The following is a 26,955-nucleotide window of genomic DNA, read 5'->3' as shown; positions in this document are numbered from 1 at the left end:
GGGCTCGGGACGCGAGCGAGCGAACGAACACGGCAAGCTCCATGAACATGAATCCGCCAAACGATTCCGGCATCCCAGACGACGAATCCGATCTTCCCGATTTCGGGCGGCGTAATCCGCTGGAAATAGGTGTCTCCCTTCGCAACCTCGTTAATCGGGCCGATTTTCTGACCGTCAATCACGGCACGGGGCAGATCGTTACCCGCCTGCTCGCGGTGAATCCGGGCGCGCGCACGTTCGTCTTTGACTGGGGCGGCCTTCCCGAGCAGAACCAGGCCATGCTGCGCACGGAAAACCTGACGTTTCACGCAAGCCCCGATGGGATCCGCGTGGAATTCGCGACTGGTACGCCGCGTGAAGTCGTCTTCGAAGGGCATCCGGCGTTCGAGGCGGATTTTCCGCCGGTGCTGTTCTACATGCAGCGGCGCGAGTATTTCCGCGTGGAAGCGCCCGTGCTCGATCCGTACATCTGCAGCGGCGAACTGCCGAATGGCGAACGTTTTCGCTTTGAAGTGAACGACCTCTCGCTGGGTGGCGTGGCGCTGCGGACCCTGGACGAACGCGTTGCATCGATGGAAGTCGGCGTGATCCTGCGTTCCGTGGAACTGCACTTCAGCAACCCGGGCAAGGTGGTGCTCGACCTGCAACTGATGTCGAACCGGCAGACAGTGAATACACGTGGAGATCTGCGCTATACGCTCGGCTTCAAGTTCATGAGTTTGCCGGGATCAGCCGAAAACACGCTGCAGCGTTTGATTACGCAACTCGAGATGAAGCGCCGGTCGCTGGCGCGGTAACCTGGATACGGCGGCGAGCCTCGCGCTCGCCGCGCTCCTTCCGCAATAACTCAGTAACGCGGTAACGCCGTAACGTAGCCCGTTCCATTCGGCGAACTGACGCCCAATCCCCCCGCTGCTTCGCTAATTGCCCTAATCCACCCCGGTGAATAATCCGTCATGGCGCAGTGCGCGTGCGGAATTTATTGAGCGGAAGCTGGACGGCGCTCAAACCACACACGCACCGATTCAGCGCGCCGGGATTCAACTTTTTCTGCAATCGGCCGATATACACCAGTTGTCGTCAAACACCGGCGGCCCGGGCTTCGTGCCTTTACCAGGATTCCTTGCATGTCCCTATTCGATATCGGCGTCAGTGGCCTCAATGCAGCCCAATGGGGTTTGACGACCACCGGACAGAACATCGCCAACGCCGCCACTCCGGGCTATACCCAGGAGAAGCCGGTGTACCAGGAGGCGTCGGGGCAATATACGACGTCGGGTTATCTGGGCTCCGGCGTCAACACGGCGACCGTCTCGCGCTCATACAGCTCGTTCCTGACCACCGCGCTCAATTCCGCCCAGTCCACCAGCAGTTCGCTGAACACCTACTACTCGATGTTGTCGCAGCTGAACAACATCGTGGGCGATCCGACCACGGGTATTGGCGCCGGCATGACGAGCTATTTCACGGGCTTGCAGTCGGTGGCGAACAGCCCTGCCACGACGTCAACGCGGCAGTCGCTGATGAGCAGCGGGCAATCGCTCGTTGACCAGATGAACGCGGCGGCGGCGAACTACAACCAGCTCCGCTCCGGCGTCAATCAGTCGCTCACCAGCGCGGTCACGCAGATCAACAGCTTCACCAGCCAGATCGCCACGCTGAACGGCCAGATTGCCTCAGCGAGCGCGCAGGGTCAGCCGCCCAACCAGTTGCTCGATGCGCGGGACCAGGCGGTATCGGGCCTGAGCCAGTTGACGAACGTTCAGGTCACCACCGTCAACGGCGCGTACAACGTGTCTATCGGCACCGGCCAGCCGCTGGTTTCGGGTACGTCGGCGTATCAACTGCAGGCGGTGACGTCGACGTCGGACCCGAGCGAATTGTCGATTGCGTATGCATCGCCGGACGGCTCGCCGCAGACGCCTGCGCAAACGCAATATCTGCCCGACTCCACGTTTGGCGGCGGTACGGTGGGCGGATTGCTCGCGTTCCGCAGCCAGTCGCTCGATCCCGCGCAGGCCCAGCTTGGCTCGCTCGCGACCAGTTTCGCCGCGCAACTGAACCAGCAAAACTCGCTGGGCGTGGACCTGAACGGCAACCCTGGCACTGCGCTGTTCTCGACCGGAAGCCCGACCATTTACGCGAATTCGCGCAATACGGGCAGTGCTCAGCTTAGTGTATCGATTGCGAATCCCACCCAGCCGCCCAACAGCAACTACACGCTGTCCTACAACGGCACGAACTACACGCTCACCGACAGCGCGAGCGGCGCGTCGCTTGGCACCATCACGCCCGATCCGACGACCGGCGCGGTCAGCGGCACCGTTGCGGGACTGAATATATCCGTGGCGAGCGGCACCATGAAGCCAGGCGATTCGTTCAACATCCAGCCGACGAGCGGCGCGCTCGCCGCCTTCTCGCTGGTCACCACGAATCCGACCGCAATCGCAGCAGCGTCGCCGGCGGTGGCATCGGCGGGAGCGAGCAACGCCGGCACCGCGAACATCTCGGCAGCGACCGTCACCGCGGGTTATTCGATCCCGAGCAGCATGACGCTGACGTACAACGCGACCACCCAGCAGATGACGTCGACCCAGCCGGTCACGTTGGCGGGCGGCACGGTCGTTCCAGCGGGCACGGCGTTCGCCTATAACCCGGCCCAGGGTCTCACCGTATCGAACGGCGCGGGTGTCAGCGCAACGATCAGCGGCACGCCGGCAAACGGCGATACCTTCACTATCGCGGCGAACACAGGTGGCAGCAGCGACGGCAGCAACGCACTCGCGATGGCGAATCTCGGGACGGCGAAGTCGCTGAACGGCGGCACGGACTCGTTGACGAGCGCGTATGCGAACTACGTCAACCAGATCGGCAACGAGACCAACAATCTGCAGAGTTCGAGTACGTCGGCGACCGCTGTGCTCACGCAGGCTACGTCGGCGCAGCAGTCGGTGTCGGGCGTGAACCTGAATGAAGAGGCCGCCAACCTGATTCAGTACCAGCAGTTGTACCAGGCCAACAGCAAGGTCATCCAGACCGCTTCCACGCTGTTCACAACGCTGCTCGGCATTTTCAACTGAGGCTTTCACGATGCGCATCTCCAGCTCGCAGTACTTCACGATGAATGTCGAGACGATGAACAATCAGCAGGCATCGCTCGCCAACATGTACGCGCAGATCTCATCGGGCAAGTCCTTGCAGACCGCCGCAGACAATCCGCTCGGCGCGGCGCAAGCCGTGGCACTGACCGCGCAGGCGTCCAACCTCGCGCAATACGCGACCAACCAGTCGTCTGCGCTGACCTCGCTGCAGCAGGAAGATTCCACGCTCTCGAACGTGACGACCGTGATGCAGAGCATCCAGTCGCTGGTGGTGAACGCCGGCAACGGCACGCTCAACGACACCGACCGCACTTCGCTTGCAACTCAGCTCCAGGGTTATCGCAGCACGCTGATGAACCTTGCGAACACGACCGACACCAACGGCAACTACATTTTTGCCGGTTTTCAGGGCGGTTCGCAGCCATTCACCGACAACCCCTCGGGCGTTGGTGCGACTTACGCGGGCGGGCCTGGGCAGCGGCAGGTGCAGATTTCCGACACCCGCACGATCAACGTAGCCGATCCAGGTTCGGCAATTTTCCAAAGCGTTTCGTCGAACGAAAGCACGCCGGTTTCGGCGGGATCGGCCGGCAACCAGGGTTCTGGCACGATCGGTCCGGTCAGCGTGACCAACAGCAGCGATCCGGCCAACTCGTCGACCTACACCATCACGTTCGGGACCACGACCACCGGCACGCCGCCCACGACCACGACCGTCAGTTCGTACTCGGTCACGGCTCAAGATCCGGCGACGGGGACCACCACCACCGTGACCCCGCCGACGCCGTATACCGCAGGTGCCAATATCGCGCTCGGCTCGCAGACCGTGGCTATTTCCGGCACGCCGGCATCGGGCGATTCATTTACTGTGGCGCCGGCGAACACCGGCAACACCAGCGATACGGACATTTTTGCGACACTCGATTCGTTGGTGAATGCGTTGAAACAGCCTGCCGATACACCGACCCAGCAAGCGACGTTGCAAAACGCGCTGACCACGGCGGGATCGAAAATCGGCAACACGTACAACAACGTGCTGACGACGCAGACGGCGGTGGGTGGCCGCGAACAGGAAGTCACGGCGACGCAGACCGCCATGCAGACGACCTCGACGCAAACCGCCAGCAATCTGTCGGATCTGGTCAGCGTCAATCTGCCCACTGCGATCAGCCAGTACGAGATGATGCAGAACTCGCTGCAGGCCGCACAGCAGGCTTTTGCGCAGATTCAGAAGATGTCGCTGTTCAACTATCTGAGCAGTTAATCAGCAGTAGCGAGCAGCTAAGCGCCGGGGGGCGAGTAGGGAAGGAATTGATGTGGGTTGTAGGATGTGTTTTGGGCCGCCGGTTTGAAGGGCGGCCCTTTTTATTGGGTCATGCGGATGCGCTGGAAACCCTTTCTGCGGAAGGCATGCGGTGAATAGCTGGTCTATTCTCTGCATTTTATGCGGTGAATAAATCACCCTTTGCGGCGATTACACCTCATAATCACCGCATGAAACGCGGAGAATGGACTTTTATCTGGGAAGATCCTGACTGGCCGGTCTGGCGCTACGATCTATCGGTGATCGCGGCGCCGCTGGCCGCGGTCAGTCGCGCCCAAGGTTTGCTGCTCGGCCGGCTCGCCGACGTCGGTTTGACCCTGCGCAATCAGGCAAGCCTGGCCGCGCTCACGGAGGACGTGCTCAAAACCAGCGAGATCGAAGGGGAAAGGCTCAACGCGGATTCGGTCCGATCGTCTATTGCCCGTCGGCTTGGCGTGGATATTGGCGCCCTTGCACCGGTCGACCGGCACGTGGAGGGCGTGGTTGAAATGGTGCTCGACGCTACCGCGCGTTGCGATGCCCCGCTGACCCGGGAGCGCCTGTTCGCGTGGCACGCGGCGTTGTTCCCGACCGGCTTCAGCGGTATGTCACGGATCCAGATCGGCGCATGGCGCAACGACGAAAACGGCGCCATGCAAGTTGTCTCCGGCCCCATTGGCCGCCAGCGGGTTCATTTCGAGGCGCCTCCGGCCGATCGCCTCAACGCCGAGACAACGCGTTTTCTTGACTGGCTCAATGACGACTCGGCTGTGGCGCCGGTGATCAAGGCCGGGCTGGCGCACCTATGGTTCGTCACGCTGCATCCTTTCGATGACGGCAACGGCCGTATCGCCCGGGCAATAGGCGATTTGCTGCTCGCCCGCGCCGACGGCAGTCCGCAGCGTTTCTACAGCCTGTCAGCGCAGATCCAGTCGGAGCGCAGCGCTTATTACGACATCCTGGAGCAAACTCAGCGCGGATCACTCGATGTCACCGCGTGGCTCACGTGGTTCCTGGACGTGCTGCATCGTGCAGTGGACAACGCCCAGCACACGGTGGACGCGGTGCTGGTGAAGACGCGTTTCTGGCAGCGCTGGGCCGCCGCGCCATTCAACGAGCGGCAGATCAAGCTGCTGAACCGGCTGCTGGATGGTTTCGACGGCAAGCTGACCAGCAGCAAGTGGGCCGCCATAGCGAAGTGTTCGCCGGATACCGCGCTGCGCGACATCGGCGAACTGGTGGCGTTGGGAGTGCTGCGGAGATCGGCGTCGGGCGGCCGCAGCACCGCGTACGAACTGGTTGATTGACTACCTGACCGGCTGCTAAAGCGCAGCCGCCACGCGCCCCATCTGGTCGATACCACTATCGAAAATGCGTTGGAAGAACGGGATCATGTTGGGGATCATCAACTGGATGAGCAGGAAGCCGACCAGCATGGTGACCGGGAAGCCCACCTGGAAAATCCCGATCTGCGGCGCCGCGCGATTCAGGATGCCCAGCGCCAGATTGGCGATCAGCAGCGCGGTAACCACCGGCAGCGACAGCAGCAAGCCAGTGGAAAACACGCTCAGGCCATACGTCGCCAGTGTCTGCCAGCCGCGCGCGAACGTGACTGAACCGAGCACGTTTGCGCTCACCGGCACGCTCTGGAACGTCTGCACGAGGGCGCTGATCATTTGCAGGTGGCCGTCGAACACAAGGAACGCGAGCATGGCAATCGTGTTCAAATACCGCGATATCACCACCGAATTGCCCCCGGCGCGCGGGTCGTAAAGCGTCGCAAAACCGAGGCCCATTTGCATGCCGATAAACTCGCCGGCGGCATCGATGGCACCGAATGCAATCTGCATGGTCATGCCGAGCGCCGCGCCGACCAGGAACTGATTGATGATGATCATCACGCCATCGGCGGAAAACACCGTCACCTGCGGCACTGCGCCGATAGTCGGCGCCACGATCAGCGCGATGAACGCCGCGATCGCCACCTTGACGCGGATCGGAATGGCCTGATGGCTGAGCATTGGCGCCGTTGCAATCAGCGCGAGGATGCGCGTGAACGGCCAGAGGAACGACGTCAGCCAGACATTGAGCTGCGCGTAAGTGACGGAGAACATTGTTAGCCGGTAATGGCGGGCGTGATGGTGAAAACGTGGCGCATGTAGTCGAGCAGCGTTTCCATCATCCACGGCCCGGCGATCACGAGCGTCAACGCCACCGCGAGCAGTTTTGGAATGAACGAGAGCGTGCTTTCGTTGATCTGGGTAGCGGCCTGGAACAGGCTCACCACCAGGCCGACCACGAGCGCGACCAGCAACAGCGGAGCCGCTAGCAACAGCGCCACATACATGGCCTGGTGCGCGATCGACATGACGGATTCGGGTGTCATCGTAGGGGTCTCTTTCTCTGCTCTATGAAACGAAGCTCTGCGCGAGCGAGCCGATCAGCAACTGCCAGCCATCCACCAGCACGAACAACATCAGCTTGAACGGCAATGAAATGGTGGTGGGCGACACCATCATCATCCCCATCGACATCAGCACGCTCGCCACCACCATGTCGATGATCAGGAACGGGATAAAGATGGTGAAGCCGATCTGGAAACCCGTCTTAAGCTCGCTGGTCACAAACGAGGGCACCAGCAGCGAGAGTGGCACGTCTTCGGGACCGTTCATTGGCGGCGCTTTTGCGATCCGGGCGAACAGCGCGAGATCGGCCTCGCGGGTCTGGCGCAACATGAATTGCTTGAACGGCGCGACGCCGCGCGTCATGGCCTGGTCCATCGTGATGGTGCCGTCGGAGAAAGGCTTGTACGCGTCGACATAAGCACGGTCGAGCACCGGCGACATCACGAACAGCGTGAGAAACAGCGCGAGTCCGACGAGCACCTGATTCGGCGGCGTACTGGTCGTGCCCAGCGCCTGCCGCAGCAGCGACAACACAATGATGATGCGCGTGAAGCCCGTCATCATCAGCAGCATGGCCGGCAGGAACGACAGCATGGTAAGCAGCAGCATCGTCTGGACGCTGAGCGAATATGTCGTGCCGCCGTTCGGACCCGGGCTGGTGTTGAACGCCGGAAGTCCTGCGGTGGTTTGGGCGAAAGCGGTGTAGGGGAGGGCCAGCATGACGACCGGCAGCAACAGCGTTGCGCATCGTGCCAAAGACTTGAACCGCATTACTTGCTCCCGCCCGCAAATTTTTGCAGACGTTTGGTCGCTTCACCGGCGAGGGCATCACGAAAACGTTGACCGAAACTGCCTTGCAGCGCCTGACCTTCGGGTGTGACCCCCGCTTCCGTGCCGTCGTGTCTGAGTTCCGCCGATCCCGCCGGCATGGTGTGCAGCAGCCGCACGTTGCCGGGCGCTGCGCCGAGCACGAGCCATGTATCGCCGATCTCCACCACCGCGACGCGCTCCTTGTTGCCAAGCGACGCTCCGCCGATCACCTTCACCAGCCCCGTGCGCTTGGTGCCTGCCACGCCGAACTTGCGCGCAAGCCACGCACAGCCGAACACGAACGCGATCACGATCGCGAGGCCGAGCAGCGTCTGCAGCACCGCGCCCACGCCGAGTGACGGCACGGCCGTGCCCGCGCCCACACCCGATGCAATCTGCGCCGCATGATTGACGGCGTTCATGTCGGCGGCGTGGGCTGTGCGGGCGGTAAGCGTCATGGCAAGCGCTGCCCATGCTGCGAGCGCGGCGGCAATGCGTTTCATCGATTCAACTTCCTGATGCGTTCGGACGGCGTGATGATGTCAGTGAGACGGATACCGAACTTGTCGTTGACCACCACGACTTCGCCCTGCGCGATCAGGCAGCCGTTGACCAGCACGTCCATCGGTTCGCCGGCCAGGCCGTCGAGTTCCACCACCGACCCCTGCGCCAGTTGCAGCAGGTTGCGGATCGCGATCTTGGTCCGCCCGAGTTCCACCGTCATCTGCACGGGGATGTCGAGAATCATGTCGATGTCATTGCGCGTAGAGGGCGCCGCGACTTTCGACAAAGGCTGGAACACGCCCGCCGATGAAGCCGTTGCCGGCGTTTCATTGCCGTTCTGCTCGGCCAGCGCGCTCGCCCAGTCGTCCATGCCGAAGTCCTCGCCCTTGAGCGGATCGGACGGCATTGTGCCCGGTTCAGTTACGTCACTCATATCCACCTTCCTTCATCGTGTCGGTTGCGCTGATCATCTTCTGGACGCGCAACGCGTATTGACCATTGAAAATTCCGTAGCCGCATTCCATCACTGGCACACCGTCCACTTTTGCCGTGACCAATTCGGGGACGTTGATTGGCAGGACATCGCCTGCTCGCATGTTGAGAATCTTTTCGAACGTCGTGCCGATCTCCGCCAGATCCACCGTGAGCTCCACTTCGGCCGCTTGCACTTGTTGCGACAGCACGCGGATCCAGCGGCGATCCACTTCCAGCGCTTCGCCTTGAATGGGCGAGGAGAGGATGTCGCGAATGGGTTCGATCATCGAATACGGCATGCAGATATGCAGCGTGCCGCCGGTCGATCCGAATTCGATGGAAAACTGCGTGACGATCACGATCTCGTTCGGCGTGGCCACGTTGGCGAACTGCGTGTGCATTTCCGAGCGCACGTATTCGAAGTTCAGCGACCGCACGCTTTTCCACGATGCCGCGTAGTGTTCGAACACGAGGTTCAGCAGCTTGCTGATAATGCGTTGCTCGGTCTGCGTGAACTCGCGGCCTTCCACGCGCGTGTGGAAACGGCCGTCGCCGCCGAAGAGGTTATCGACGACAAAGAAGACCAGGTTCGGATCGAACACGAACAGCGAGGTGCCGCGCAACGGCTTCACGTGGACGAGGTTCAGGTTCGTCGGGATCGGCAGGTTGCGGGTGAATTCGCTGTACTTCTGCACCTTCACCGGGCCGACCGAGATTTCCGCCGAGCGCCGCATGAAGTTGAAGATGCCCACGCGCAAGAGGCGCGCGAAGCGGTCGTTGATGATTTCCAGGCCCGGCATCCGGCCCCGGACGATGCGCTCCTGCGTCGCGAGGTTGTAGGGGCGCACGCCGTGGAAGCGTGTTTCGTCGGCGACTGTGTCGACTTCCCCGGTGACGCCCTTGAGCAGGGCATCCACCTCCTCCTGCGACATGAACTCTTCGTGGCCCATGAGTGTTCCTTGGTTCCTGTGCGCGGTTGCTTGATGCCTGGCGGTTGCGTCTTGTTGCTTTGGCGACCGCGTTAGCGTTTGCGTGTTTGCGCTAGCGTTTGCGTTAGCTTGAGCGGCTGAAGGCGAGGGTGATCGCGCGGATTATTGAACGACGAATTCCGTGAACAACACTTCCTGGACACGCGCCGGACTGTCCGGCGTGCCACCCGTCTTCTGGACCGTCTCCAGCAGTTCCTTCGCAAGCTCACGCTTGCCGTCGATCCCGGCCAGATCGTCCGGCCGCTTCGCCGATAACAACATCAGAATGTGGCTGCGTACCTCTGGCATGCGTTCGGTCAGCGCGGATTGCGCCTTCTGGTCCGGCAGCTTCAGCGTCAAGCCGATACGCAAGTAATGCATGGTGTCGTCGGATTGGAGATTGACCGTCATCGACTCCAGCGGGAAGAACACCGGGGGCGCGGAGGGCGCCAGTTTTGTCAGCTGACCCAAACCGGGCTTGTGCAGGAAGTAGTAGTAAGCACCAGCCCCGCCGGCGCCCAGCAAAACGATAAGACCCGCCGCGATGAGCAAGATGCGCTTCATCCTGCCGCTTTTCACGGTGACGATGGGTTGTTGAGTTGCGGTGGTGCTTGCCATGATTGCGGACCTCTTTCTGTAGCCTGAATTGTTGGCGAAAGTGAGGTTCCGTGATGGCCCGAACAGAAGGGGTTATTAGGGCTAACTCGTGAGTTTGGGGTTTGTTGGCACCGGTGGACGGTTTTGGGTGGGGCTTGGGGGTGCGGGGGGACGGGGGCCGGCGGGGCTTGCGTGGGTGAAGGCCTGGCGAGCCGAGTCTATGCCAGGTTGTCAGGTTCGGAGGGTGTAACGGTCGGGGTTGGTGCCGGGTTGCTGCTTTCAAGGTCAGCGGTCTGCCTGAGTTGGCTAATTTCTTTATCACTATTAGCCACACGCCTGGGAACGGTGGTTTGAGAAGCAACCCGCGAACGATGATGACGCTAGCAAAGCCGCACAAGCTCGCCACGCTGTCATGAGACAGCGGTTACAGGTTACAAGTGTGGTCGGGCTGCCAGCAGCCTGTCTCATGTGGGGGCGGGAGCGAGATATACGGGGAGTCGTCTCCATCATTGCCGATTGAAAACGACATGGATTGACCCGGCAACCTGATAGCGCCCGTGAACACTTTCTGCGAGAGAACGGATGACACACCAGGCAGCGCCAACCTGACTCACACCCAAGAACATAAGGAAACCTCTCTCGATCTGAATGGGGCAATTTCGATCGATGAGTTTTGCCGACGCTATGAGCTCTCACGAGCGTCGTATTTCCGCATGCGGTGCCGAGGTAACGTGCCAAAGGAAATGCGACCGTCGCCGCGATGCGTGCTGATTGCATGACGCGCGCTTGAAGAGTGGGAACAGAAAAATGAATCCGAAAACGACTGAGCGATAGCAAATAAAACGAAGCCACCCTGCCCGAGCGCTTCCGACAGACGCGCAGGGCGATCGCACTTGTTAATGAGCTTCCATGCGATTGCGCTAGGGTTTACGCGCGAATGCCGACCAATTAAGAGTTTTCGTATGTAAAGCCGCAATGCTCTTCTGCATTCTGCGACAAATCATAACTTTTACGAAAAAATCAGAGGGAGACGCACGCAATGGGTACCACGCGCACGGAGTTACCACAAGGCCCGCTTTCAGGACACGCGACCTACTTTCTCCAGGTCGTGGGAGAAGAACAAATCAAGGACATTTCAGTTATGTCCTTCATGCTCGCCGAAAAAGCCGGTGAGCCATACCGCATTGAAATCGTTGCGACACACCCTACCAAGTTCAAACGTGACTTGATTCTCGGCCATGAGGCCAAGTTCAAGATAGCGCTTCACGGCGTGGAACCTCGCATATGGGGTGGGCGGATTACGCACTTCACCCACCTGAAGACGACGAAAGATCAGAATATCTATGAAATCGTGATCGAGGCGCATATTGGTTGCCTTAATCCGCGTACAACCAAGACGTACCAACACAAGAGCGGGCCGGACGTTATCAAAGAAATCTTGCTGCGTAATGAACTCATGGACCACCAGTTCATTTTCACGCTGCGTCGTGAGTACCCGCGGCACGCGTTCCGGTTCCAGTACGACGTGGGGGACTGGCAGTTTATCCAGATCTTAATGCAGCAAGAAGGCATTTATAGCTACAACATGCAGGGAAAGCATGGGGACGTTGTGGTGTTCGGTGACGATATAGACCATTACATTTATCAGCCCACGCTCACCGCGCCTTACCGTGAAATTTCCGGGCTAGATGCCGCCGAGCAATCCGTGTCCGTACTGCATACGCGTACTAACATGGTTCCAAACTCCATCCTTGTGGCGGATTACAACCCTGATTTGGCATGGGAACGGCTTAAAGCTGAAGTGAATGTTGCTCCCGCCGACCCCACAACATATCAGCAACCATATATTTACGGCACTATGCATGGCTTCTGAGGGTGGTCTGAAAAATGAAGTTGAACCGGTGGAGCCGGCCACGGTTTATTCGGTCGACTGTGTGCGGGACGGACAGGTCAAAACCTCTCAGGGTAAAACATATGAACTTCCTGCCGAGCTTTGCACTCTTGTTGATCACTTCTACCTCAGAACGCGTAACGCGTATATGCACAACGGTCGAGCAATAGTCAAGCTTGACGCAAAAGTTACAAGTGTTGTTCCGCAAAAAGAGAATTATTTGATATCCGTGGCCTTCATCAATAGCGGGCAATATCCGATTAAAATGTTTACCCCCGATCGTTGGTCGGCCAACTTCGGCGATCAACTCGACGTCGGCGGTTCTCGCGTAGAAAGCAAAGATGGATGGAACGCACGTCTCGCAGGTCTACCGCTGGTCAATAAGTCTGAATTTCCTGAAGAAATCGTCACGATACCTGCTGGTGACTCGGTGACATTTAAGTTTCTGACCGTCCCTGAGGGGAAAGTGCCGCGCGGAACATATCAGCTATATGCACTGGTAAATACCGGTATTACAGGTGATGGCGTCGTCGCGACTATGGGCAAAGTTAATTTTCGTTCGGACACTAGCAAGCCCTCCCGCGTCACTTTCGACCGTGACTATCCGTCCACCCCTCAGGAATGGAAGGACTACGAAGCGCGTCACCGCGCGAAAATGTCCAGCTTCCCCGTTAAACCTAGCGAAGCCTTTCCAGAAGCTGGACATTACCGCCTTGTCTCCAATAGCGGCCAGACGAGCCGCTTTGTTTTCACATTCCGCAAGGACGCAATAGCGCCGCAATGGGACAACGTACAAGACGAAGACGGCAAGGAGTTATACGGCATGTTGCGCTGGCAATGGGAAGCGGACGACGCTCTCCACACGTTTTGCAAGGTGGGCGATCCGTGTCCCCGTGAAGGGCGATGGATATCGGCAACATCGGACGCAGTCGGCAATAAGACGAACGCAGTCAATCCCCGCGATTTACGCCGTTTTGTTGCTGGTGAGTTAATGCCTGATTTTCAGGGCGGGGGACGCTATCAGTACACCTGGTACTGGTTAGGAGCGTGACATGAATCGCGCTCTTATCAAGCAGTGGGACCGGACCACGGTTGGCGGAATCGTGACCGAAGGGGTCGAAGACATGGAACATGAAGGGACACGCCTGAGCTTTCTGTATGCGAAAGTTTCGTGTCCTGTCTGCAAGACGGAGGGAATAATAGCTCCGAGTGGCGCGCGCTCCGACGACGATTTTATGATGATGAACCAACGGCCAGCGCTCGAATTTGACATTTGCGAATGCAAATGCGAGCCGAAGCCGCTTGTCCTTGCTTCTCAACATGACATGACGATGTGAGTCTGATGCCGGTGCCGGAGCCGATACGGATGCGGAAAAAACGAAACCTTGGACGGCCATTTTCTGTACCTTGCCCGCCTATGTCCTGCTATTGAAAGACAGTGGTGGCGATTGGTGCATAGACGCGGCACAGACGGAACTTGGTCGTGCCGTCACATGTTTTCTTTCACCGTTCGATGCCATCATCGAAGCGGCCCATTTGGCGAGAAATGGGCCGTCTTATCGAGTCATAGCCGCATCCGAAATCGATAAAAATCTATTCTGTGATCCTGACGAAGAGGGGCTCATAGCCGATATCCATGTTGGATGGCCCGCGTGTGATGGCCGAATTCTCACGCGGCCAAGCGGCGCATTCGGCAGAAGTTGCACCGTCATGCATCATTGGGCGGCTTATCCCCCACGGTTCGAAGTCGATGCCGTCATGCTTGCCGAATACTCCCAGTATCGGGAACTCGCGGGCCTGTATGCGTGGCAGGAAACCGCCGCCAATATCCTGTCCTGGTCCGAGAGACGCATCGACCTGCTGGCCGAACGCGCCCTTGGGTCGATAGAGCTAACGCGCGGTGAGCCAAAGGATTACAAGCAGATTGCACTGTACGATCCCGAGTTCGAGCAATGGCATTTTGTGCCCTATGCCGGACGCAGTAACACCCGCGTGGAGTGACGTCGACGGGTTATGACGTTTTCATGTTGGTATTACGTCGCTCACCCCCGCGGCTTGTTCGCGCCTTTCGGGGTGGTCGCTGCAAGCCATGAGTTGTGCGAGGGTGCAATTGCCGATGAAAAACAACGTTATTGATCTCTGGGTAACCAAGGGAGTAGGCGTAGCGACTTTTCTTGAAAACCCCGCTGGGTAAGCGGTTTGCGGCAAAGCCTCGCGCTCGCCTTGTTTCAAGCAAACGTATCCACTAATCCAACCTGCCTGCGCACCGGCATGCTGATCGCGCTCAGCGCATCCACGCTTCCGCCGTCATCCGCGCCGCTCACTCCACCCGCGCCTCGGCCACCGCTGCCCGCATTCGACGACGCCCCGCCACCCTGCTGGCTCGCCTGCTGACCCACGAAACCGTCGCTTACGCTCGTGCTGCCTAGCGATATCCCGCTGCCTTGCATCGCTTCACGCAAAGTCGGTAACGCCGCCTCGACCGCCGCCCGAACCTGCGCGTGCGTCGAAACAAACAACGCATGGGCATGGTTGTCCGTGACCTGTAAGACCACTTGCAACGGCCCCAGATCCTTCGGGTTCAACGTCAATTCAGCACTCTGCTGATGACCATTCGACAGAAACACCACCTTCTGGCTAAACGCTTCATCCCATCCACTCGATCCGACATGCGGCGCAATAGCCGCACTGCCAGCCGCCGTCGCCGCACTCTGCACCGGAGCGCTACTGGCCGTCGCCGAAGCAGCCTGCATCGAAGCCGAATGTGCAGCAGCCTCAGCAGTCGCCTTGTAAGCAGCACTGCCGTCATCAGCCGGTGTCGCGGTCGCCTGCGCCGTTGCATCGGCCTGTTGCGTAGCCGAGGTCGCGCCAGCTTGCTGCGTCGTCGATGTGCGGCTCGCCCCATCGCCCGAGGAGGTTGTGAGCGATATCGCCCGGTTCGACGGCCTCGAACCACCACCCTTGCCACCCGCGTTCGCATTCGCACCGTTGGCCGCATTCGCACCATTCGCCGCTGCAGCGGCTGCCACCGCCGCTGCATCAGGCGACGGCGTTGCAGCACCCTGCGTATTCGCCAACTGCGCAAGCGCAGCCTGAAGCGCATCATCCGCAGCCTTGGCGTCGCTCGACTTGTTCTTCGACTGCGTGGATGACGTCGCACCCATCGCGTCCGCACCCATCGCGTCCGCATCCATCGCGGCAGTAGCCGGGTCAGTCGAAGCCGCCGCAGGATCGGCGGCCGCACCACCTCGTGCTTTCAACATGGCTGCTGCGGTCGCCGCTGCAGTCGCGGCCGCAGCAGCCGCTGTGGCTTCGGGCTGCGCCTTTGCTGCATCCGCATCCGTCTGAGTCGCCTGATCCGCCGCCGTCGCGTTAGCCGCCGCCGTAGATGCGTTCGCCGCCGTCGAAGCGGTCGCGGCCTGTGTTTGATCAGCGGAGGATGAAGCAGACGAAGCCGTGGAAGCCGACCCCGTCTGATCCGCTGCCGCCGCCTGATCCGCGCTATCGGCTTGCGCCGCTGATTTAGCCTGCGCAGTTGAAGCGTCGTCGGGCTTGGGCGCGTCGTGAACACCGCCGCGCGCCGCCGATGCCGCCGCAGCAGCTTTCGCCGCCTGCGCCTGCGCTTGCACGCGCGCCTGCGCGACCGCTTCCTCGTTAGCCTTGGTGGTTATGTTATGCAGCGTCGATACAAACGATGCCGCCGCGTCATCGCGCGCCGACGTTGCCGCCGCATTCCGCGATTGGGCAGCGCTCAAGCCAAGCATGGTGCTGGCAGAATTAACGGTCGACATTCATGGCCTCTTGTATCTTGTATACGATAAATATCGCTAAAAAATTTACGCGGGTTTCACGCTTTCTCGGCGCGCATCCGCAACATCTTGGAAGCGTGTTCATCGGAATCACGTTGTTCGATCCGCGACTCCTGCTTCGCCCTCACCATCTCGCCACGCGCGGCCAGCACTTCGTAAGACCCCAGCTTCTGCTTGCGCTGCTGCCATTCCGGCTTGGCCGCTTCCAGCCGTTGGTTCGCGCCCACGAGCAACACGCGCTGCTGGCTGATGGCGGAATCAAGGGTATCGACGAATGCCTGGAAATTGCGCAGCGTCTGCGCGGTCGTGCCTTCCTGCGCCGACGCGGTAAAACGCGCGTGATACTCGTCGCGATACGTAATCAGCGAGTTCAACTGCGTCTCCACCTCGTCACGTTCTTGCTGAAGCCTGCCAAGCTTTTTGGTGGCAGCCTCCAATTCTTCTTCCGCGAGGTTGATCAGGGTATTGATCGGCAGATGCTTGGACATGGACGTCAGATTCCTAAATTATCTTTATCTTTATTCGAACAACGCATCGAGTTGGGCCAGGCTCGGTTCAAACATGGCTTGCTCACGAAATCCTTGCTGCAAAAACGCTTCAATCCGCGGGTACAGCGCAATCGCCCGATCGAGTAACGCATCCCGCCCCGTGGAATACGCGCCTACATTGATCAAATCGCGGTTGCGCTGGTAGCGCGACAACATCTGCTTGAATAAACGCACCCGGTCCAGATGCTTGTCGTCGATCAGCGCCGTCATCGCCCGGCTAATGGACGCTTCAATATCGATGGCCGGGTAATGCCCCGCTTCCGCCAACGAACGCGACAACACAATATGGCCGTCGAGAATGGCGCGCGCTGAATCGGCGATAGGATCTTGCTGATCGTCCCCTTCAGTCAAGACCGTATAAAAAGCCGTGATCGATCCCGCCCCCTCCCGACCGTTCCCGGTGCGCTCAACCAGCGCAGGAAGTTTGGCGAACACAGACGGCGGATACCCTTTGGTGGCGGGCGGTTCGCCGATCGCGAGCGCAATCTCGCGCTGCGCCATGGCGTAGCGCGTGAGCGAATCCATCAGCAGCAGTACGTGTTTGCCCTGATCCCGAAAATATTCGGCTAGCGAGGTCGCGTAGGTCGCGCCCTGCATCCGCAAAATGGGCGACACATCCGCCGGTGCCGCCACCACGACCGAGCGCGCAAGCCCATCTTCGCCAAGAATCTGCTCGATGAATTCCTTCACCTCGCGGCCGCGTTCACCAATCAGCCCGATCACGATCACTTCGGCGCTCGTATAACGCGCCATGGTGCCGAGCAGCACGGACTTGCCCACGCCCGAGCCCGCGAACAGGCCCATGCGCTGGCCGCGTCCCACGGTCAACAACGCATTGATCGCGCGCACGCCGACGTCGAGCACCTTGTGAATAGGTTCGCGATTGAGCGGGTTGATGGTCGGCGCGGTCAGCGGCGCATCGACCTTCGAGCCAAGGGGCCCAAGCCCATCAAGCGGCTTGCCCGACGCATCGACCACACGGCCAAGCATTTCCCAACCGACCGGCAAACGCTTGGCGCCGGCCATCGGGTCATTGATTGGTGCGCTTTCCAGCGGATACACGCGTGCCCCGGGCAACAGGCCGGAGACTTCAGTGGTCGGCATGAGGAACAGCTTGTCGCCGGAGAAACCGACGACTTCGGCCTCGGCCATCGGGATCGAACTGCCGGCAGGCAACTCGATCATGCATTCCGAGCCCACGCCGAGCTTTAATCCCACGGCTTCCAGAACCAGGCCGGCTGCACGCGTGAGACGCCCGCACGCACGCAACGGTTTCGATATCTGGCTGCGCGCCTTGCTGGCTTCGAGTTGCGCGCGCCAGCCATCCAGATGCGGGTTGTTCGCCATATCGGCGAGATCGACAATGGTCTGGGCCGCGATTTCTTCGATCGTCGGTTCGGCGTTGTCGTCCGCAGCGAGCGGCCCGAACGACGCGCGCGCCAGTTCCTGTTCGAGCTCGCTCAAGCCTTCCTGCGTGACGCGGCGCACAGCGCTCGCATTGACATGGGTCGAGTTCACCACGGCTGTGACCTCCCGAGCGCCGCCGCCACACGCTCCCAGCGCGTGACATTGGTTGCATCGACTTCACCGCTTGCCGCGTGCGCCCGGCAACCGCCGCGCTCAATATCCGGATCGGTCCTGACCGACCATCCCGCCGCCTGAAGCTCTTCCAGCAAATACGCTTCGACAATCGGCAGATCCGCCGGATTCACTGTCAGATACGGCGCGCCGGCCAACGCCGGTTCGGCCGCGATCACCGAGCGCGCGACCGCCAGCACCGCGGTCGGATCGAGTGTCAGATGCTGCGAAACCACTTGCTGCGCGATGTCCAGCGCCAGCGCCGTCAGCGCCTCGGCAACGACCGCGTCTGCGGCTTGCAGCGCGGTCTTGAAGGTATCGGCCATCTGCGCCAGCCGCGTGGCTTCCGCCCGTGCGGCGCGGCGGCCTTCTTCCACGCCTTGTTCGTAACCCTGGTCGTAACCGGCCTTGTAGCCCATTGCCTGACCCGCCACATGGCCCGATGCCAGCCCCTGCGCGTGCGCTTCATCGCGAACACGGCGCAAGTGCTTTTCCAGCGCAGCTTGATCGGCGCCGCTGCGATCGACCGGAACCGGATCGAACGACGCCATCTCCCAGCGCTGATAAGCGGACATGCGGGCCTTTTTGGCCGCATCGGCAGCGTGAGCCTTCTTGGCGGCTTCGGCAGCGTCAGACATATGCGTCCTCGGCCTTGCCGCCTAACTGGATCTGACCCGATTCGGCCAGGTTGCGCACGATCTGCAGGATCTTGCGCTGCTGCGTTTCGACTTCCGAGAGCCGCACCGGGCCGCGCGAGTCGAGATCTTCGGCCAGCAGTTCGGCGGCGCGCTGCGACATGTTCGCGAGGAATTTCTGCCGCAGCGGCGGTTGTGCACCCTTCAGCGAGATGATCAGCGTTTCTGATTCCACTTCTTTCAGCAGCAACTGGATTGCGCGGTCGTCGAGTTCGAGCAAGTTCTCGAACACAAACATTTGATCGATGATCTTCTGCGCCAGTTCCGCATCGAATTCCTTCACGTTTTCGATCACGGATTCCTCGTGCGCCGTCGACATGAAGTTGAGAATTTCCGCCGCCGTGCGGATACCGCCCATTGGTGCGCGCTTCAGGTTGTCGCTGCCGGAGAGCAGGGTGGTCAGCACATCGTCAAGTTCGCGCAGCGCGGCCGGCTGGATGCCGTCGAGCGTGGCAATGCGCAGCAGCACGTCGTTGCGCAAACGCTCGGTCATCAGCGCCACGATCTCGGACGCCTGGTCGCGGTCCAGGTGAACCAGGATGGTCGCAATGATCTGCGGATGCTCATTCTTGATCAGTTCGGCGACGGCGGCCGAATCCATCCACTTTAGCCCTTCAATGCCGCTGGTATCGCTGCCCTGCAGGATCCGGTCGATCAGCGCGCCCGCCTTGTTTTCGCCAAGCGCCTTGGTCAGCACCGCCCGGATATATTCGCTCGAATCAAGCGACAGCGCGGTGTGCTGCTCGGCTTCCTGAACGAACTCGGTCATCACGTTATCGAGCTGTTCACGCGTCACATTTTTCAACGTCGCCATGGTCGCGCCGATCTTCTGCACCTCGCGCGGTCCAAGGTACTTGAACACTTCCGCCGCTTCGGATTCGCCAATCGACATCAGCAGGAGCGCGGCTTTATTGAGGCCTTCAGCGTTCATCGGACACCCAGTTCTACGACCGTCGCGACGATTCTCGGATCCTGGCGCGCAACCATGCGCGCGTAGTCGAGATTGCGTTCGAACTTGGCCTTGTTGCTTTCGTGACCGAGCAAACTCACCTCGGCATCCTTTTCTTCTTCTACCTGCGACTTCGGCATGGACGGCCCGTCGAGCAGCGACAGGTCACCCGGCGCGGGGAGCGCGGCAGGCTCCGGCGGCGGCGGGAATGCCCGGCGCAGCGCCGGCTTCACCATGCTGAAATACAGGAACAACGCCACCGCACCAATCCCCGCGTACTTCGCGAGCTGGATGGCGCGCGCGATCATGTCCGGGGTGCGCCACCACGGCACGTCGGGAATCACGGTCGAATCCACCAGGAAGGTGCTGTTGACCACGTTCACCGAATCACCACGCTTTTCGTCGTAGCCCATCGCGTCCTTCACCAGTTGCTGCACCTGCTCGAGCTTGTCGGCGGGCAGCGGCAGCATGGTCACAATGCCCTTGGCATCGACCTGCTTCTGGTAGTTCACCACCACGGCGACGGACAGGCGCTTGATGCCGCCCATCGGCTGCTCGTAGTGACGCACGGTGCGGTCGACTTCGTAATTGGTCGTGGTGTCCTTGTGCATGCTGACGGGTGCGGCTTTTCCGTCAACGCCGCTGGCGGCTGCGTCAATAGGCGCGGACGCCGCGGCCGGCGGCTGGTTCGACAGCGCGCCCGGCACGCCGCCCACGCTCGCGCCGCCGCTGTCATTGGAAACGCTCGACTGCTGGCTGCGGATCGCCGTGTTTTGCGGGTTGGAATTCGGACCGTAGCTTTCGGCGGTTTGCTCCAGCTTCGAGAAGTCGATATCCGCGCTCACCTGCGAGTGCGCGTTGCCGGCACCGAACAGCGGGGCGAGGATGGCGTCAATACGTCCCTGGGTGTTGTGCTCGATCTGCTGGACGTATTTGAGCTGCGACGCGTCCAGGCCGTTCGCCGAGCTTTGCTGCGTAAGAAGGTTGCCGTCCTGGTCGACGATCGTCACGCCCTTCACCGGCAGGTCCGGCACGCTGGAAGACACCATGTGCTGGATCGCGAGGATCTGACCCTCGTCCAGCGCGCGGCCGGGGTAGAGATTCAGCATGACCGACGCGGTCGGCAGTTCCTTTTCCCGCACGAACACGGTGGGCTTGGGAATGGCGAGATGAACACGGGCTTCGCGCACCGAGGAGATCGACGCGATGGTTTTTTCCAGTTCGCCTTCAAGCGCCCGTTGATAGTTGACCTGCTCGGCGAACTGGCTGATACCGAACTTCTGGTTGTCCATCAATTCGAAGCCGACCGAGCCGTTCTTCGGCAGGCCCTGGGACGCCAGGCGCAGGCGGGTTTCATGCACCGCGTCGCTGGGAACCAGGATCGCGCCACCGGATTCGGCGATCTTGTAAGGAATATTCCCTTGCTGCAGTGCAGCGATGATCGCGCCGCCGTCGCGGTCGGAGAGATTGCTGAACAACACCCGGTAATCCGGCTGGCGCGACCACATCACGAGGCCCGCCACCACCACGGCCAGGATGGCCACGGCGATGATCAGCGGCATGCGCGGGTTGTTGCGGAACTGGTTGAGCATCGGCATGCGCGGACCGAAGCCACTGCCGCCGAAGTCCGTGCCGCCCGCGTAGCCGGCTCCGCCCGCACCTGCGGCGATCGACCCGGCGGCGCCTGGCTGCGCGCCAGTCAGACCCATGCGGGCGTCCGGGTTGATCAGGTTGGTTGTGGAATCCATGCTTCGAAACTCTCCGAGTCTTGCGTTTTCTGCGAGGTGCGCCGGCGACGGCCGTGCGCACTGCAGGCACTTTCATGAGAGGAATTATCCGTAAGGAGAGGTAAGTCGATTCAGCGAACAGAAGCGAGTTTTGGTTTCCTTTCCCCGCTTTGCGAAATGGCGCTGCTGCTAGACTTTTTCCTAATCGGTCAGGCCATGTGGCGAACCGCTCAGGCTCCGGCGCAGACGCCAGCCTGTGGCCCGGGACAGGCCCCGGTTCGGATTGTCCCAGAAGTGTCGCAATCCATATGTTGCCGCCGATTTTCAGTTCCTTTCCGTTCCTTCTGGAGACCCCATGAATGCTCCTATCAGCCCGCTGAGTTCGGCGCTCCAGCAAATACAGACCATGTCGACGCAGGCTGCGGGCGGTGCCGGCCAGGTCGCGAGCGGAAGCGTCGTGCCCGAATCGGGTGCAGTGAGCACCGGCAGTTTCGCCGACGCGCTGAAGTCGTCTCTCGACAGCATCAGCAGCAGCCAGAACACCGCGATCACCCAGGCGCACGCGTTCGAAGTGGGCGCGCCAAACGTTTCGCTGAACGACGTGATGATCGACATGCAGAAGGCGAACGTGGGCTTCCAGTTTGGTCTGCAGGTCCGCAACAAGCTTGTGTCGGCCTACAACGACATCATGAACATCTCGGTATGAACGCCGCGCCCGCGGCTCTCCAGATCATCGATCCGCCGACTATTTCCCTTCCTGGAATTCGTTGTGACGCAAAGCACGCCTAAAGCTTTTGCCGCTTTCTCCGATAACCCGGATAGCAGCGCGATAAACGGTCAGACAAATAGAAGGGTCCTGATCAGTTCATCGGCACCGGTTCATCACGGTTCCCGTCACTGAGTGCGCTGGCGTGCAGCGGCTTCGTGCGAACGCCCATGAAACGACGGAAACCGCAAAGCACGACAAAGGAGAGGGTCGGATGTTTTCCCAGGCACACGGTGGAGCCAACGCTTATGCGCGCGTCGGCGTTCAGACAGGGGTAATGGGCGCGAGCCCGCACAGGCTGGTCGCCATGTTGTATCAGGGTGCGAGACAGGCAATTGCCCAGGCGCGGATGCACCTGCAACAGGGCAATATCCCGGCGCGCGGCGAGGCGATCACGAAAGCGATCAGCATTATTGAAAGCGGTTTGCAGCAATCGCTCAACCTGGACGTCGGCGGGGATATCGCGGCACGCCTGGACGCGTTGTACACCTACATGGCGCACCGGTTACTGGAAGCGAATGTGCGTCAGAGCGAAGAGGTGCTGGTGGAGATCGATGGCCTGCTGGCGACCCTGGAGGAAGCCTGGATGGCGATTGCACCCGATGCAGCAAAAATGGCTGCGGCGTGAAGCCGCGAAACATGCTTGCACATAATGAAAACCACACAAGAATATTTCGCTCATTATGAAGCGATTGCCGCACTTTCTGCGTGCATGCTGGCCGCAGCACGCAGTGGAGAATGGGGCGAACTGAAGACCATGCAGAGCACGTACCGGGAGTTGGTCGACGGCTTGAGAGAAGTCGACCCCAGTTCCGAACTGGACGACACCGCGCGTGCCCGCAAGCTCGAACTGGTGCGCCGGATTCTGGCCGACGACGCCGCTATTCGTGACCTCAGCACCCCCAGCCTCGCGCGTTTGTCCGCAGCGTTATTCAGCGTGAACAGGCCCGTGCGAGTTTTGAAGAAGATGGTCGGGTTTCGCTAGACGTGGTTGACCGTGGTTGATGCGTTTGCGGCTCGATGAAACCGGTGGCCGGCCGTTCGGCTGGACTGCTGCCCCGAGGATATTGGCATGACTGGACTGGACTCCGCCGTCTCTGCGCTGCTCGCCAGCCGCACTGACATGCTGTTGTCCGCGCTCAATACGCAGACCAGTTCTACCGCGCCCCAAGCCAATACCACGCAACTTTCCGTCGATACCCCGCGGGTCGCCACGCCCGCGGCTGTTATCAGCGCGTACGCCGCGGCCGGCCCGTCGACGCAAACCGCGTTGAGCGAGATCGCGCGTACGCTCGACATCATTTCGCGGTTCGGCGGCAGCGCAACGCCCGCTTTGCTCGGCAGCTCGCCGTTGTGGCCAACCGCGCCGCGCCTGGTCGTGGCCGCCAGTGCGTTCGAGAGCCTGTCCGGGTCGTTGTTTTCCTCCAGTTCCGCGAGTGCCGCGAGCGCGGTCAACCCGCCTGCGCCGCCTTTGCCCGCGCCTGTGCTGGCGGCAATGCTGGCGCGGACTGTCGTGGATAGCGGCCTTTTCTACGAAAACCATATCGCGCTGTGGCTGGGCGGACAGCGTTCGCTTGCGTCGCTGCGAAATGAGCCCCAGGCGCGCGTGGACAAACTGGCAAGCGAATTGCCGTCGGATTCTTTCCCGGCTGCGGGCTCGGGCGACGCTGCGCCCAATGTTTGGATCGACGAAACGCTGCTGCCGCCCACTTTCGCCGCTGCCGATACCCCCGACGCGCCCAATTCCATGCGTCCCGTGCCCACGCCGCAAACGCCGCAGCAGGCGGCGGCGCTGGCGGCATCGGTGCGCGAGATGCCCACGAGCGTGTTTTCATCAGCGGCGCCGGGGGCCGGGACAGCGGGAATGGGCACGTTGCCATCGGCCGCGCATTTGCAGGATTCGGCCGTGCAGGCTGCGATTGCCTCAGGCATTCATCCATCGACTATTCCGCTGGTCCGCCAGCAGCTCGACATGCTTGCTTCCGATCAGTTTCGCTGGTCGGGCGAAGCGTGGCCGGGCGCGAAGTTCGAGTGGGAAATCCAGCCGCAGAACCGCGCTCCCTATGGGCGTGATGCGTTTCAGGATAGCGGCGCGGGGACAAGTTCGGCCGATACTGATCGCGCCTGGCACACGCGCGTCACGCTGAGCTTGCCCACGCTCGGCAATGTGGACGCCGATCTGGTGCTCACCGGCCAGCAACTGGTGGTGCGGCTGAATGCAAGCGAGGGCGGCGCCACCCGTCTTGCCGCCGATGGCGATCATTTCCGGCAACAACTCGACGCCGCGGGATTGCAGCTTGCCGGGTTGACGGTGCACGCACGCGACGCGCTGGCCGACTTGGCCGCTGATCCGGCGTTCCCCCATTTCACCGATGTCGCCAAGGTCACTGATGTCGCAGGCGCAGCGCCGTCGGCCGGGAGCGAAACGTGAGTCTGCGCAACGATTCGCGCAAACAGGCGACCGCGCTCACCTACGACACCAAAAACCCCGATGCCGCGCCGCGCGTGGTCGCGAAGGGCTACGGGCTGGTGGCGGAAATGATCGTGCAGCGCGCAAAGGACGCGGGGCTGTATGTGCACGAATCGCCGGAGATGGTGTCGCTGCTGATGCAGGTCGACCTGGACTCGCGCATCCCGCCGGCGCTTTATCAGGCGGTGGCAGAACTGCTCGCGTGGTTGTATCGGCTGGAAAACGGAGTGGAGGTGGGACCGCCGCCCGAAGTGGACCCGGCAATTCCAGTGCGCAAGGGGCGTAGCCGCGCGGCTTGATTCATCGAGCGTTGCGTTTCCGCACTGTCCCAAGCTATTCCCCGAAACTATCCCCCTAGCTACCCCGCGAACGCACGCTCGATCACCGCTTTGAAAACGAACGTTGCCGGCAGCGTTCCATACACGCAATTCGCAGAACCCCGGGCATCGCCGAGACGGGTCTCCATGAACGCCGCCGCCACATCGGCTGGCGCGTGCTGCGCGAGCAGAATCCCTTGCGCGGTGAGCACCAGTTGCTGTGCGATTCCCCGCGCCGATGCTTCACGCGTGGCCGGATCGCCGCGCAGCATGGCGTGCAGCGTGTTCAGCGCGTCACCGAGCACGCGATGCTCACCCGCCACCGCCTGCCACGAATCGAACAGCGCATGGGCTGCATCGGGTTCGCGCTCGAACGCCCGCAGCACGTCCAGGCACATCACATTCCCCGACCCTTCCCAGATCGAATTCACCGGGGCCTCGCGATAAAACCGCGCCATCGGCCCCGTTTCGACATAACCGTTCCCTCCCCAGACCTCCATTGCCTCGCCGGTGAATTCCAGCGCGCGCTTGCAGACCCAGAACTTCGCTGCCGGCGTCACGATGCGACGCCACGCGCGTTCTTCCGGCTTTGCGGAATTCTCGAATGCGCCCGCGAGCCGCATGAACAGCACGGTGGCCGCTTCGGATTCCAGCGCGAGATCGGCAAGAACGTTGCGCATCAGCGGCTGGTCGATGAGTTTTGCACCAAACACCCGCCGATGCCGCGCGTGATGAACCGCCTGGATCAGCGCGGCGCGCATCAATGCGGCGCTGCCGATCACGCAATCGAGACGCGTGAAGTTCGCCATTTCGATGATCGTGGGTACGCCGCGCCCTTCGTCGCCAATCATGACGCCGTAGGCGTCGAGGAATTCGACTTCGCTGCTGACGTTCGAGCGGTTGCCGAGCTTGTCCTTGAGCTGCTGGATCTGCACGGCATTCTTCGATCCATCCGGCGCGAAACGCGGGACATAGAAGCAGGAAACCGGGCTGTTTTCCTGGGTGTTATCGCCGGTGCGCGCAAGGACGAGATGGGCGTCGCATTGAGGTGCCGAGAAGAACCACTTATGGCCGATCAGCCGATATTCGCCGCCTCGGCCGCCCGCACCCGTCGCGATCGCGCGGGTGCGATTGCTGCGCACGTCCGAGCCGCCCTGTTTCTCGGTCATGCCCATGCCGATCATCATCGACTGCTTGCCGGCGCTGAGCGGAATATCGCGTGGATCGTGCTGGCGGGAGAGCAATTGCTCTCGCAGGCTCGAGTACAACGCAGGCTCCTGTTGCAGAACGGGAATGCTGGCGAAGGTCATGGTCAGCGGGCACAGCGAACCGCTTTCCAGTTGCGCGTGGAGAAAATATCCGGCGGCGCGCGCAGCCATGGAGCCGGGTTTCGGCGAAGCGGTTTCGAACGGCAGCGAATGAAGGCCCTGCTCGCGCAACATTGAAAGCAGCGTATGCCACGCCGGATGGAATTCGATTGCATCAATACGCTCGCCGCGTGCGCTGAACGGATGGTGTTCGGGTGTATGCCGGTTGGCCAGGTCGGCGAGCGCAAGGATATCGGGATGGGTGAGCGCCAGACCGTCGCGGGTGAGTGTGTCGAGGTGCCACGCCGCGCCTTCGCGTTGGATAGCGCTGACCAGCGCCGGGTCGCTCGATAGCGCGTTGTAACGCTCGAGCGGCGGGGTCTGGTTCGTGACTTCGTGCGTTTGGCCGTAGCTGGATGAGGGCATCGCGTTGCCTCCGTCATGCGTTTATTCAGTTTGCCCGCTTGTCTCAATTTTTGCAAAAACCTTGATCGCCGTCATGTAGCACGCTTTCGTCAATTAAACCGAATAGTGCGAATTAACGTTCATTCAAGGTTTGTGCTTCGATTACCGCATCAATGCGACGACATTCATGAGTAATCCAAGACGTTTTGAGAACCGTCTCAAACATTCTTCTTTGAGGTATTTCCGATTTTTAATCCGAAGTCCTTATTTGTTAAATGCCGAACCTATAATCCGCTTCGCTCACTCTGGGCAGTTAGCGCAATTCACGCAA

General features: G+C 60.9%; 26 protein-coding genes and 1 pseudogene. 13 read left to right on the top strand and 14 right to left on the bottom strand.

Annotated features, from left to right (window positions below):
* Positions 1–41 precede the first annotated feature (41 nt).
* From SBC1_RS17235 to SBC1_RS17220, 4 genes are all read left to right on the top strand, one after another.
* Entirely contained in the window at positions 42–797 is a 756-nt protein-coding gene (locus SBC1_RS17235; RefSeq protein WP_165092876.1) for a flagellar brake protein, read from the top strand.
* Positions 798–1,127: 330 nt separating this feature from the next.
* Positions 1,128–3,080 carry a flagellar hook-associated protein FlgK gene (gene flgK, locus SBC1_RS17230; RefSeq protein ID WP_165988662.1) on the top strand — a complete coding sequence of 651 codons (1,953 nt, stop codon included), beginning with the start codon at positions 1,128–1,130 and terminating at the stop codon, positions 3,078–3,080.
* A gap of 10 nt (positions 3,081–3,090) precedes the next feature.
* On the top strand, positions 3,091–4,365 hold the full coding sequence (gene flgL, locus SBC1_RS17225) for a flagellar hook-associated protein FlgL (RefSeq protein WP_165092874.1): 1,275 nt from the start codon (positions 3,091–3,093) through the stop codon (positions 4,363–4,365).
* A 230-nt stretch (positions 4,366–4,595) separates the two neighbouring features.
* Complete coding sequence (locus SBC1_RS17220) at positions 4,596–5,711, top strand: Fic family protein (protein WP_165092873.1); 1,116 nt, start codon at positions 4,596–4,598, stop codon at positions 5,709–5,711.
* Between the two features lie 15 nt (positions 5,712–5,726).
* On the opposite strand, the gene fliR is transcribed toward SBC1_RS17220, so the two are convergent.
* The 7 genes from fliR to fliL all read right to left on the bottom strand — a co-directional run bounded on the left by fliR (position 5,727) and on the right by fliL (position 10,183).
* On the bottom strand, positions 5,727–6,518 hold the full coding sequence (gene fliR, locus SBC1_RS17215) for a flagellar biosynthetic protein FliR (RefSeq protein ID WP_165092872.1): 792 nt from the start codon (positions 6,516–6,518) through the stop codon (positions 5,727–5,729).
* Between the two features lie 2 nt (positions 6,519–6,520).
* Positions 6,521–6,790, bottom strand: a complete 270-nt coding sequence (fliQ, locus tag SBC1_RS17210) for a flagellar biosynthesis protein FliQ (RefSeq protein WP_031364176.1) — start codon at positions 6,788–6,790, stop codon at positions 6,521–6,523.
* Between the two features lie 22 nt (positions 6,791–6,812).
* Positions 6,813–7,580: a flagellar type III secretion system pore protein FliP gene (fliP, locus tag SBC1_RS17205; RefSeq protein ID WP_165988660.1), complete on the bottom strand. Its 768-nt coding sequence runs from the start codon at positions 7,578–7,580 to the stop codon at positions 6,813–6,815.
* Positions 7,580–8,122 carry a flagellar biosynthetic protein FliO gene (gene fliO, locus SBC1_RS17200; RefSeq protein WP_165092870.1) on the bottom strand — a complete coding sequence of 181 codons (543 nt, stop codon included), beginning with the start codon at positions 8,120–8,122 and terminating at the stop codon, positions 7,580–7,582. Before fliO ends, fliP begins: the two co-directional genes overlap by 1 nt.
* Entirely contained in the window at positions 8,119–8,529 is a 411-nt protein-coding gene (gene fliN / locus SBC1_RS17195; RefSeq protein WP_370469635.1) for a flagellar motor switch protein FliN, read from the bottom strand. The genes fliO and fliN overlap by 4 nt, the downstream gene beginning before the upstream one ends.
* A gap of 19 nt (positions 8,530–8,548) precedes the next feature.
* On the bottom strand, positions 8,549–9,547 hold the full coding sequence (gene fliM / locus SBC1_RS17190) for a flagellar motor switch protein FliM (RefSeq protein ID WP_165092868.1): 999 nt from the start codon (positions 9,545–9,547) through the stop codon (positions 8,549–8,551).
* Between the two features lie 141 nt (positions 9,548–9,688).
* Positions 9,689–10,183, bottom strand: coding sequence for a flagellar basal body-associated protein FliL (gene fliL / locus SBC1_RS17185; protein ID WP_165092867.1), 495 nt, complete (start codon positions 10,181–10,183; stop codon positions 9,689–9,691).
* Between the two features lie 1,018 nt (positions 10,184–11,201).
* Here fliL and SBC1_RS17180 point away from each other — a divergent pair.
* From SBC1_RS17180 to SBC1_RS17165, 4 genes are all read left to right on the top strand, one after another.
* Positions 11,202–12,035 carry a phage late control D family protein gene (locus SBC1_RS17180; protein ID WP_165988658.1) on the top strand — a complete coding sequence of 278 codons (834 nt, stop codon included), beginning with the start codon at positions 11,202–11,204 and terminating at the stop codon, positions 12,033–12,035.
* Positions 12,025–13,104 (top strand): hypothetical protein, encoded by a 1,080-nt coding sequence (locus SBC1_RS17175; protein ID WP_165988656.1) that lies wholly within the window; start codon positions 12,025–12,027, stop codon positions 13,102–13,104. The genes SBC1_RS17180 and SBC1_RS17175 overlap by 11 nt, the downstream gene beginning before the upstream one ends.
* A gap of 1 nt (position 13,105) precedes the next feature.
* Positions 13,106–13,390, top strand: coding sequence for a PAAR domain-containing protein (locus SBC1_RS40600; protein ID WP_165988653.1), 285 nt, complete (start codon positions 13,106–13,108; stop codon positions 13,388–13,390).
* 373 nt (positions 13,391–13,763) lie between these two features.
* Complete coding sequence (locus SBC1_RS17165) at positions 13,764–14,054, top strand: hypothetical protein (protein WP_165988651.1); 291 nt, start codon at positions 13,764–13,766, stop codon at positions 14,052–14,054.
* A gap of 227 nt (positions 14,055–14,281) precedes the next feature.
* On the opposite strand, the gene SBC1_RS17160 is transcribed toward SBC1_RS17165, so the two are convergent.
* From SBC1_RS17160 to fliF, 6 genes and pseudogenes are all read right to left on the bottom strand, one after another.
* Positions 14,282–15,844 carry a flagellar hook-length control protein FliK gene (locus SBC1_RS17160; protein WP_165988649.1) on the bottom strand — a complete coding sequence of 521 codons (1,563 nt, stop codon included), beginning with the start codon at positions 15,842–15,844 and terminating at the stop codon, positions 14,282–14,284.
* Positions 15,845–15,900: 56 nt separating this feature from the next.
* Positions 15,901–16,350: a flagellar export protein FliJ gene (gene fliJ, locus SBC1_RS17155; protein ID WP_165092865.1), complete on the bottom strand. Its 450-nt coding sequence runs from the start codon at positions 16,348–16,350 to the stop codon at positions 15,901–15,903.
* 30 nt (positions 16,351–16,380) lie between these two features.
* Positions 16,381–17,928, bottom strand: a complete 1,548-nt coding sequence (gene fliI / locus SBC1_RS17150) for a flagellar protein export ATPase FliI (protein WP_255540186.1) — start codon at positions 17,926–17,928, stop codon at positions 16,381–16,383.
* Entirely contained in the window at positions 17,925–18,626 is a 702-nt protein-coding gene (gene fliH / locus SBC1_RS17145; protein ID WP_165092864.1) for a flagellar assembly protein FliH, read from the bottom strand. The genes fliI and fliH overlap by 4 nt, the downstream gene beginning before the upstream one ends.
* The gene (fliG, locus tag SBC1_RS17140) at positions 18,619–19,614 is read right to left on the bottom strand and encodes a flagellar motor switch protein FliG (protein WP_165092863.1); all 996 of its coding nucleotides are present in this window, start codon (positions 19,612–19,614) and stop codon (positions 18,619–18,621) included. Before fliG ends, fliH begins: the two co-directional genes overlap by 8 nt.
* Positions 19,604–21,380 (bottom strand): annotated as a pseudogene (fliF, locus tag SBC1_RS17135) (flagellar basal-body MS-ring/collar protein FliF). Before fliF ends, fliG begins: the two are co-directional and overlap by 11 nt.
* A gap of 334 nt (positions 21,381–21,714) precedes the next feature.
* On the opposite strand from fliF, the gene fliE reads away from it, so the two are divergent.
* The 5 genes from fliE to SBC1_RS17110 all read left to right on the top strand — a co-directional run bounded on the left by fliE (position 21,715) and on the right by SBC1_RS17110 (position 24,894).
* Positions 21,715–22,065 carry a flagellar hook-basal body complex protein FliE gene (fliE, locus tag SBC1_RS17130; RefSeq protein ID WP_165092861.1) on the top strand — a complete coding sequence of 117 codons (351 nt, stop codon included), beginning with the start codon at positions 21,715–21,717 and terminating at the stop codon, positions 22,063–22,065.
* A 274-nt stretch (positions 22,066–22,339) separates the two neighbouring features.
* Positions 22,340–22,753: a flagellar export chaperone FliS gene (gene fliS / locus SBC1_RS17125; RefSeq protein WP_165988647.1), complete on the top strand. Its 414-nt coding sequence runs from the start codon at positions 22,340–22,342 to the stop codon at positions 22,751–22,753.
* Between the two features lie 24 nt (positions 22,754–22,777).
* Positions 22,778–23,110 (top strand): flagellar protein FliT, encoded by a 333-nt coding sequence (locus SBC1_RS17120; RefSeq protein ID WP_165092859.1) that lies wholly within the window; start codon positions 22,778–22,780, stop codon positions 23,108–23,110.
* Between the two features lie 87 nt (positions 23,111–23,197).
* The gene (locus SBC1_RS17115; protein ID WP_165988645.1) at positions 23,198–24,556 is read left to right on the top strand and encodes a flagellar hook-length control protein FliK; all 1,359 of its coding nucleotides are present in this window, start codon (positions 23,198–23,200) and stop codon (positions 24,554–24,556) included.
* Positions 24,557–24,558: 2 nt separating this feature from the next.
* Complete coding sequence (locus tag SBC1_RS17110) at positions 24,559–24,894, top strand: EscU/YscU/HrcU family type III secretion system export apparatus switch protein (RefSeq protein WP_241202126.1); 336 nt, start codon at positions 24,559–24,561, stop codon at positions 24,892–24,894.
* Between the two features lie 59 nt (positions 24,895–24,953).
* On the opposite strand, the gene SBC1_RS17105 is transcribed toward SBC1_RS17110, so the two are convergent.
* On the bottom strand, positions 24,954–26,645 hold the full coding sequence (locus SBC1_RS17105; RefSeq protein WP_165092856.1) for an isovaleryl-CoA dehydrogenase: 1,692 nt from the start codon (positions 26,643–26,645) through the stop codon (positions 24,954–24,956).
* Positions 26,646–26,955: the final 310 nt, after the last annotated feature.

The organism is Caballeronia sp. SBC1 (genome assembly GCF_011493005.1).
In the GTDB taxonomy this organism is placed as follows: domain Bacteria; phylum Pseudomonadota; class Gammaproteobacteria; order Burkholderiales; family Burkholderiaceae; genus Caballeronia.
Note: the sequence above shows the minus strand (reverse complement) of the source record. Positions and strands in the feature narration are given on the sequence as shown.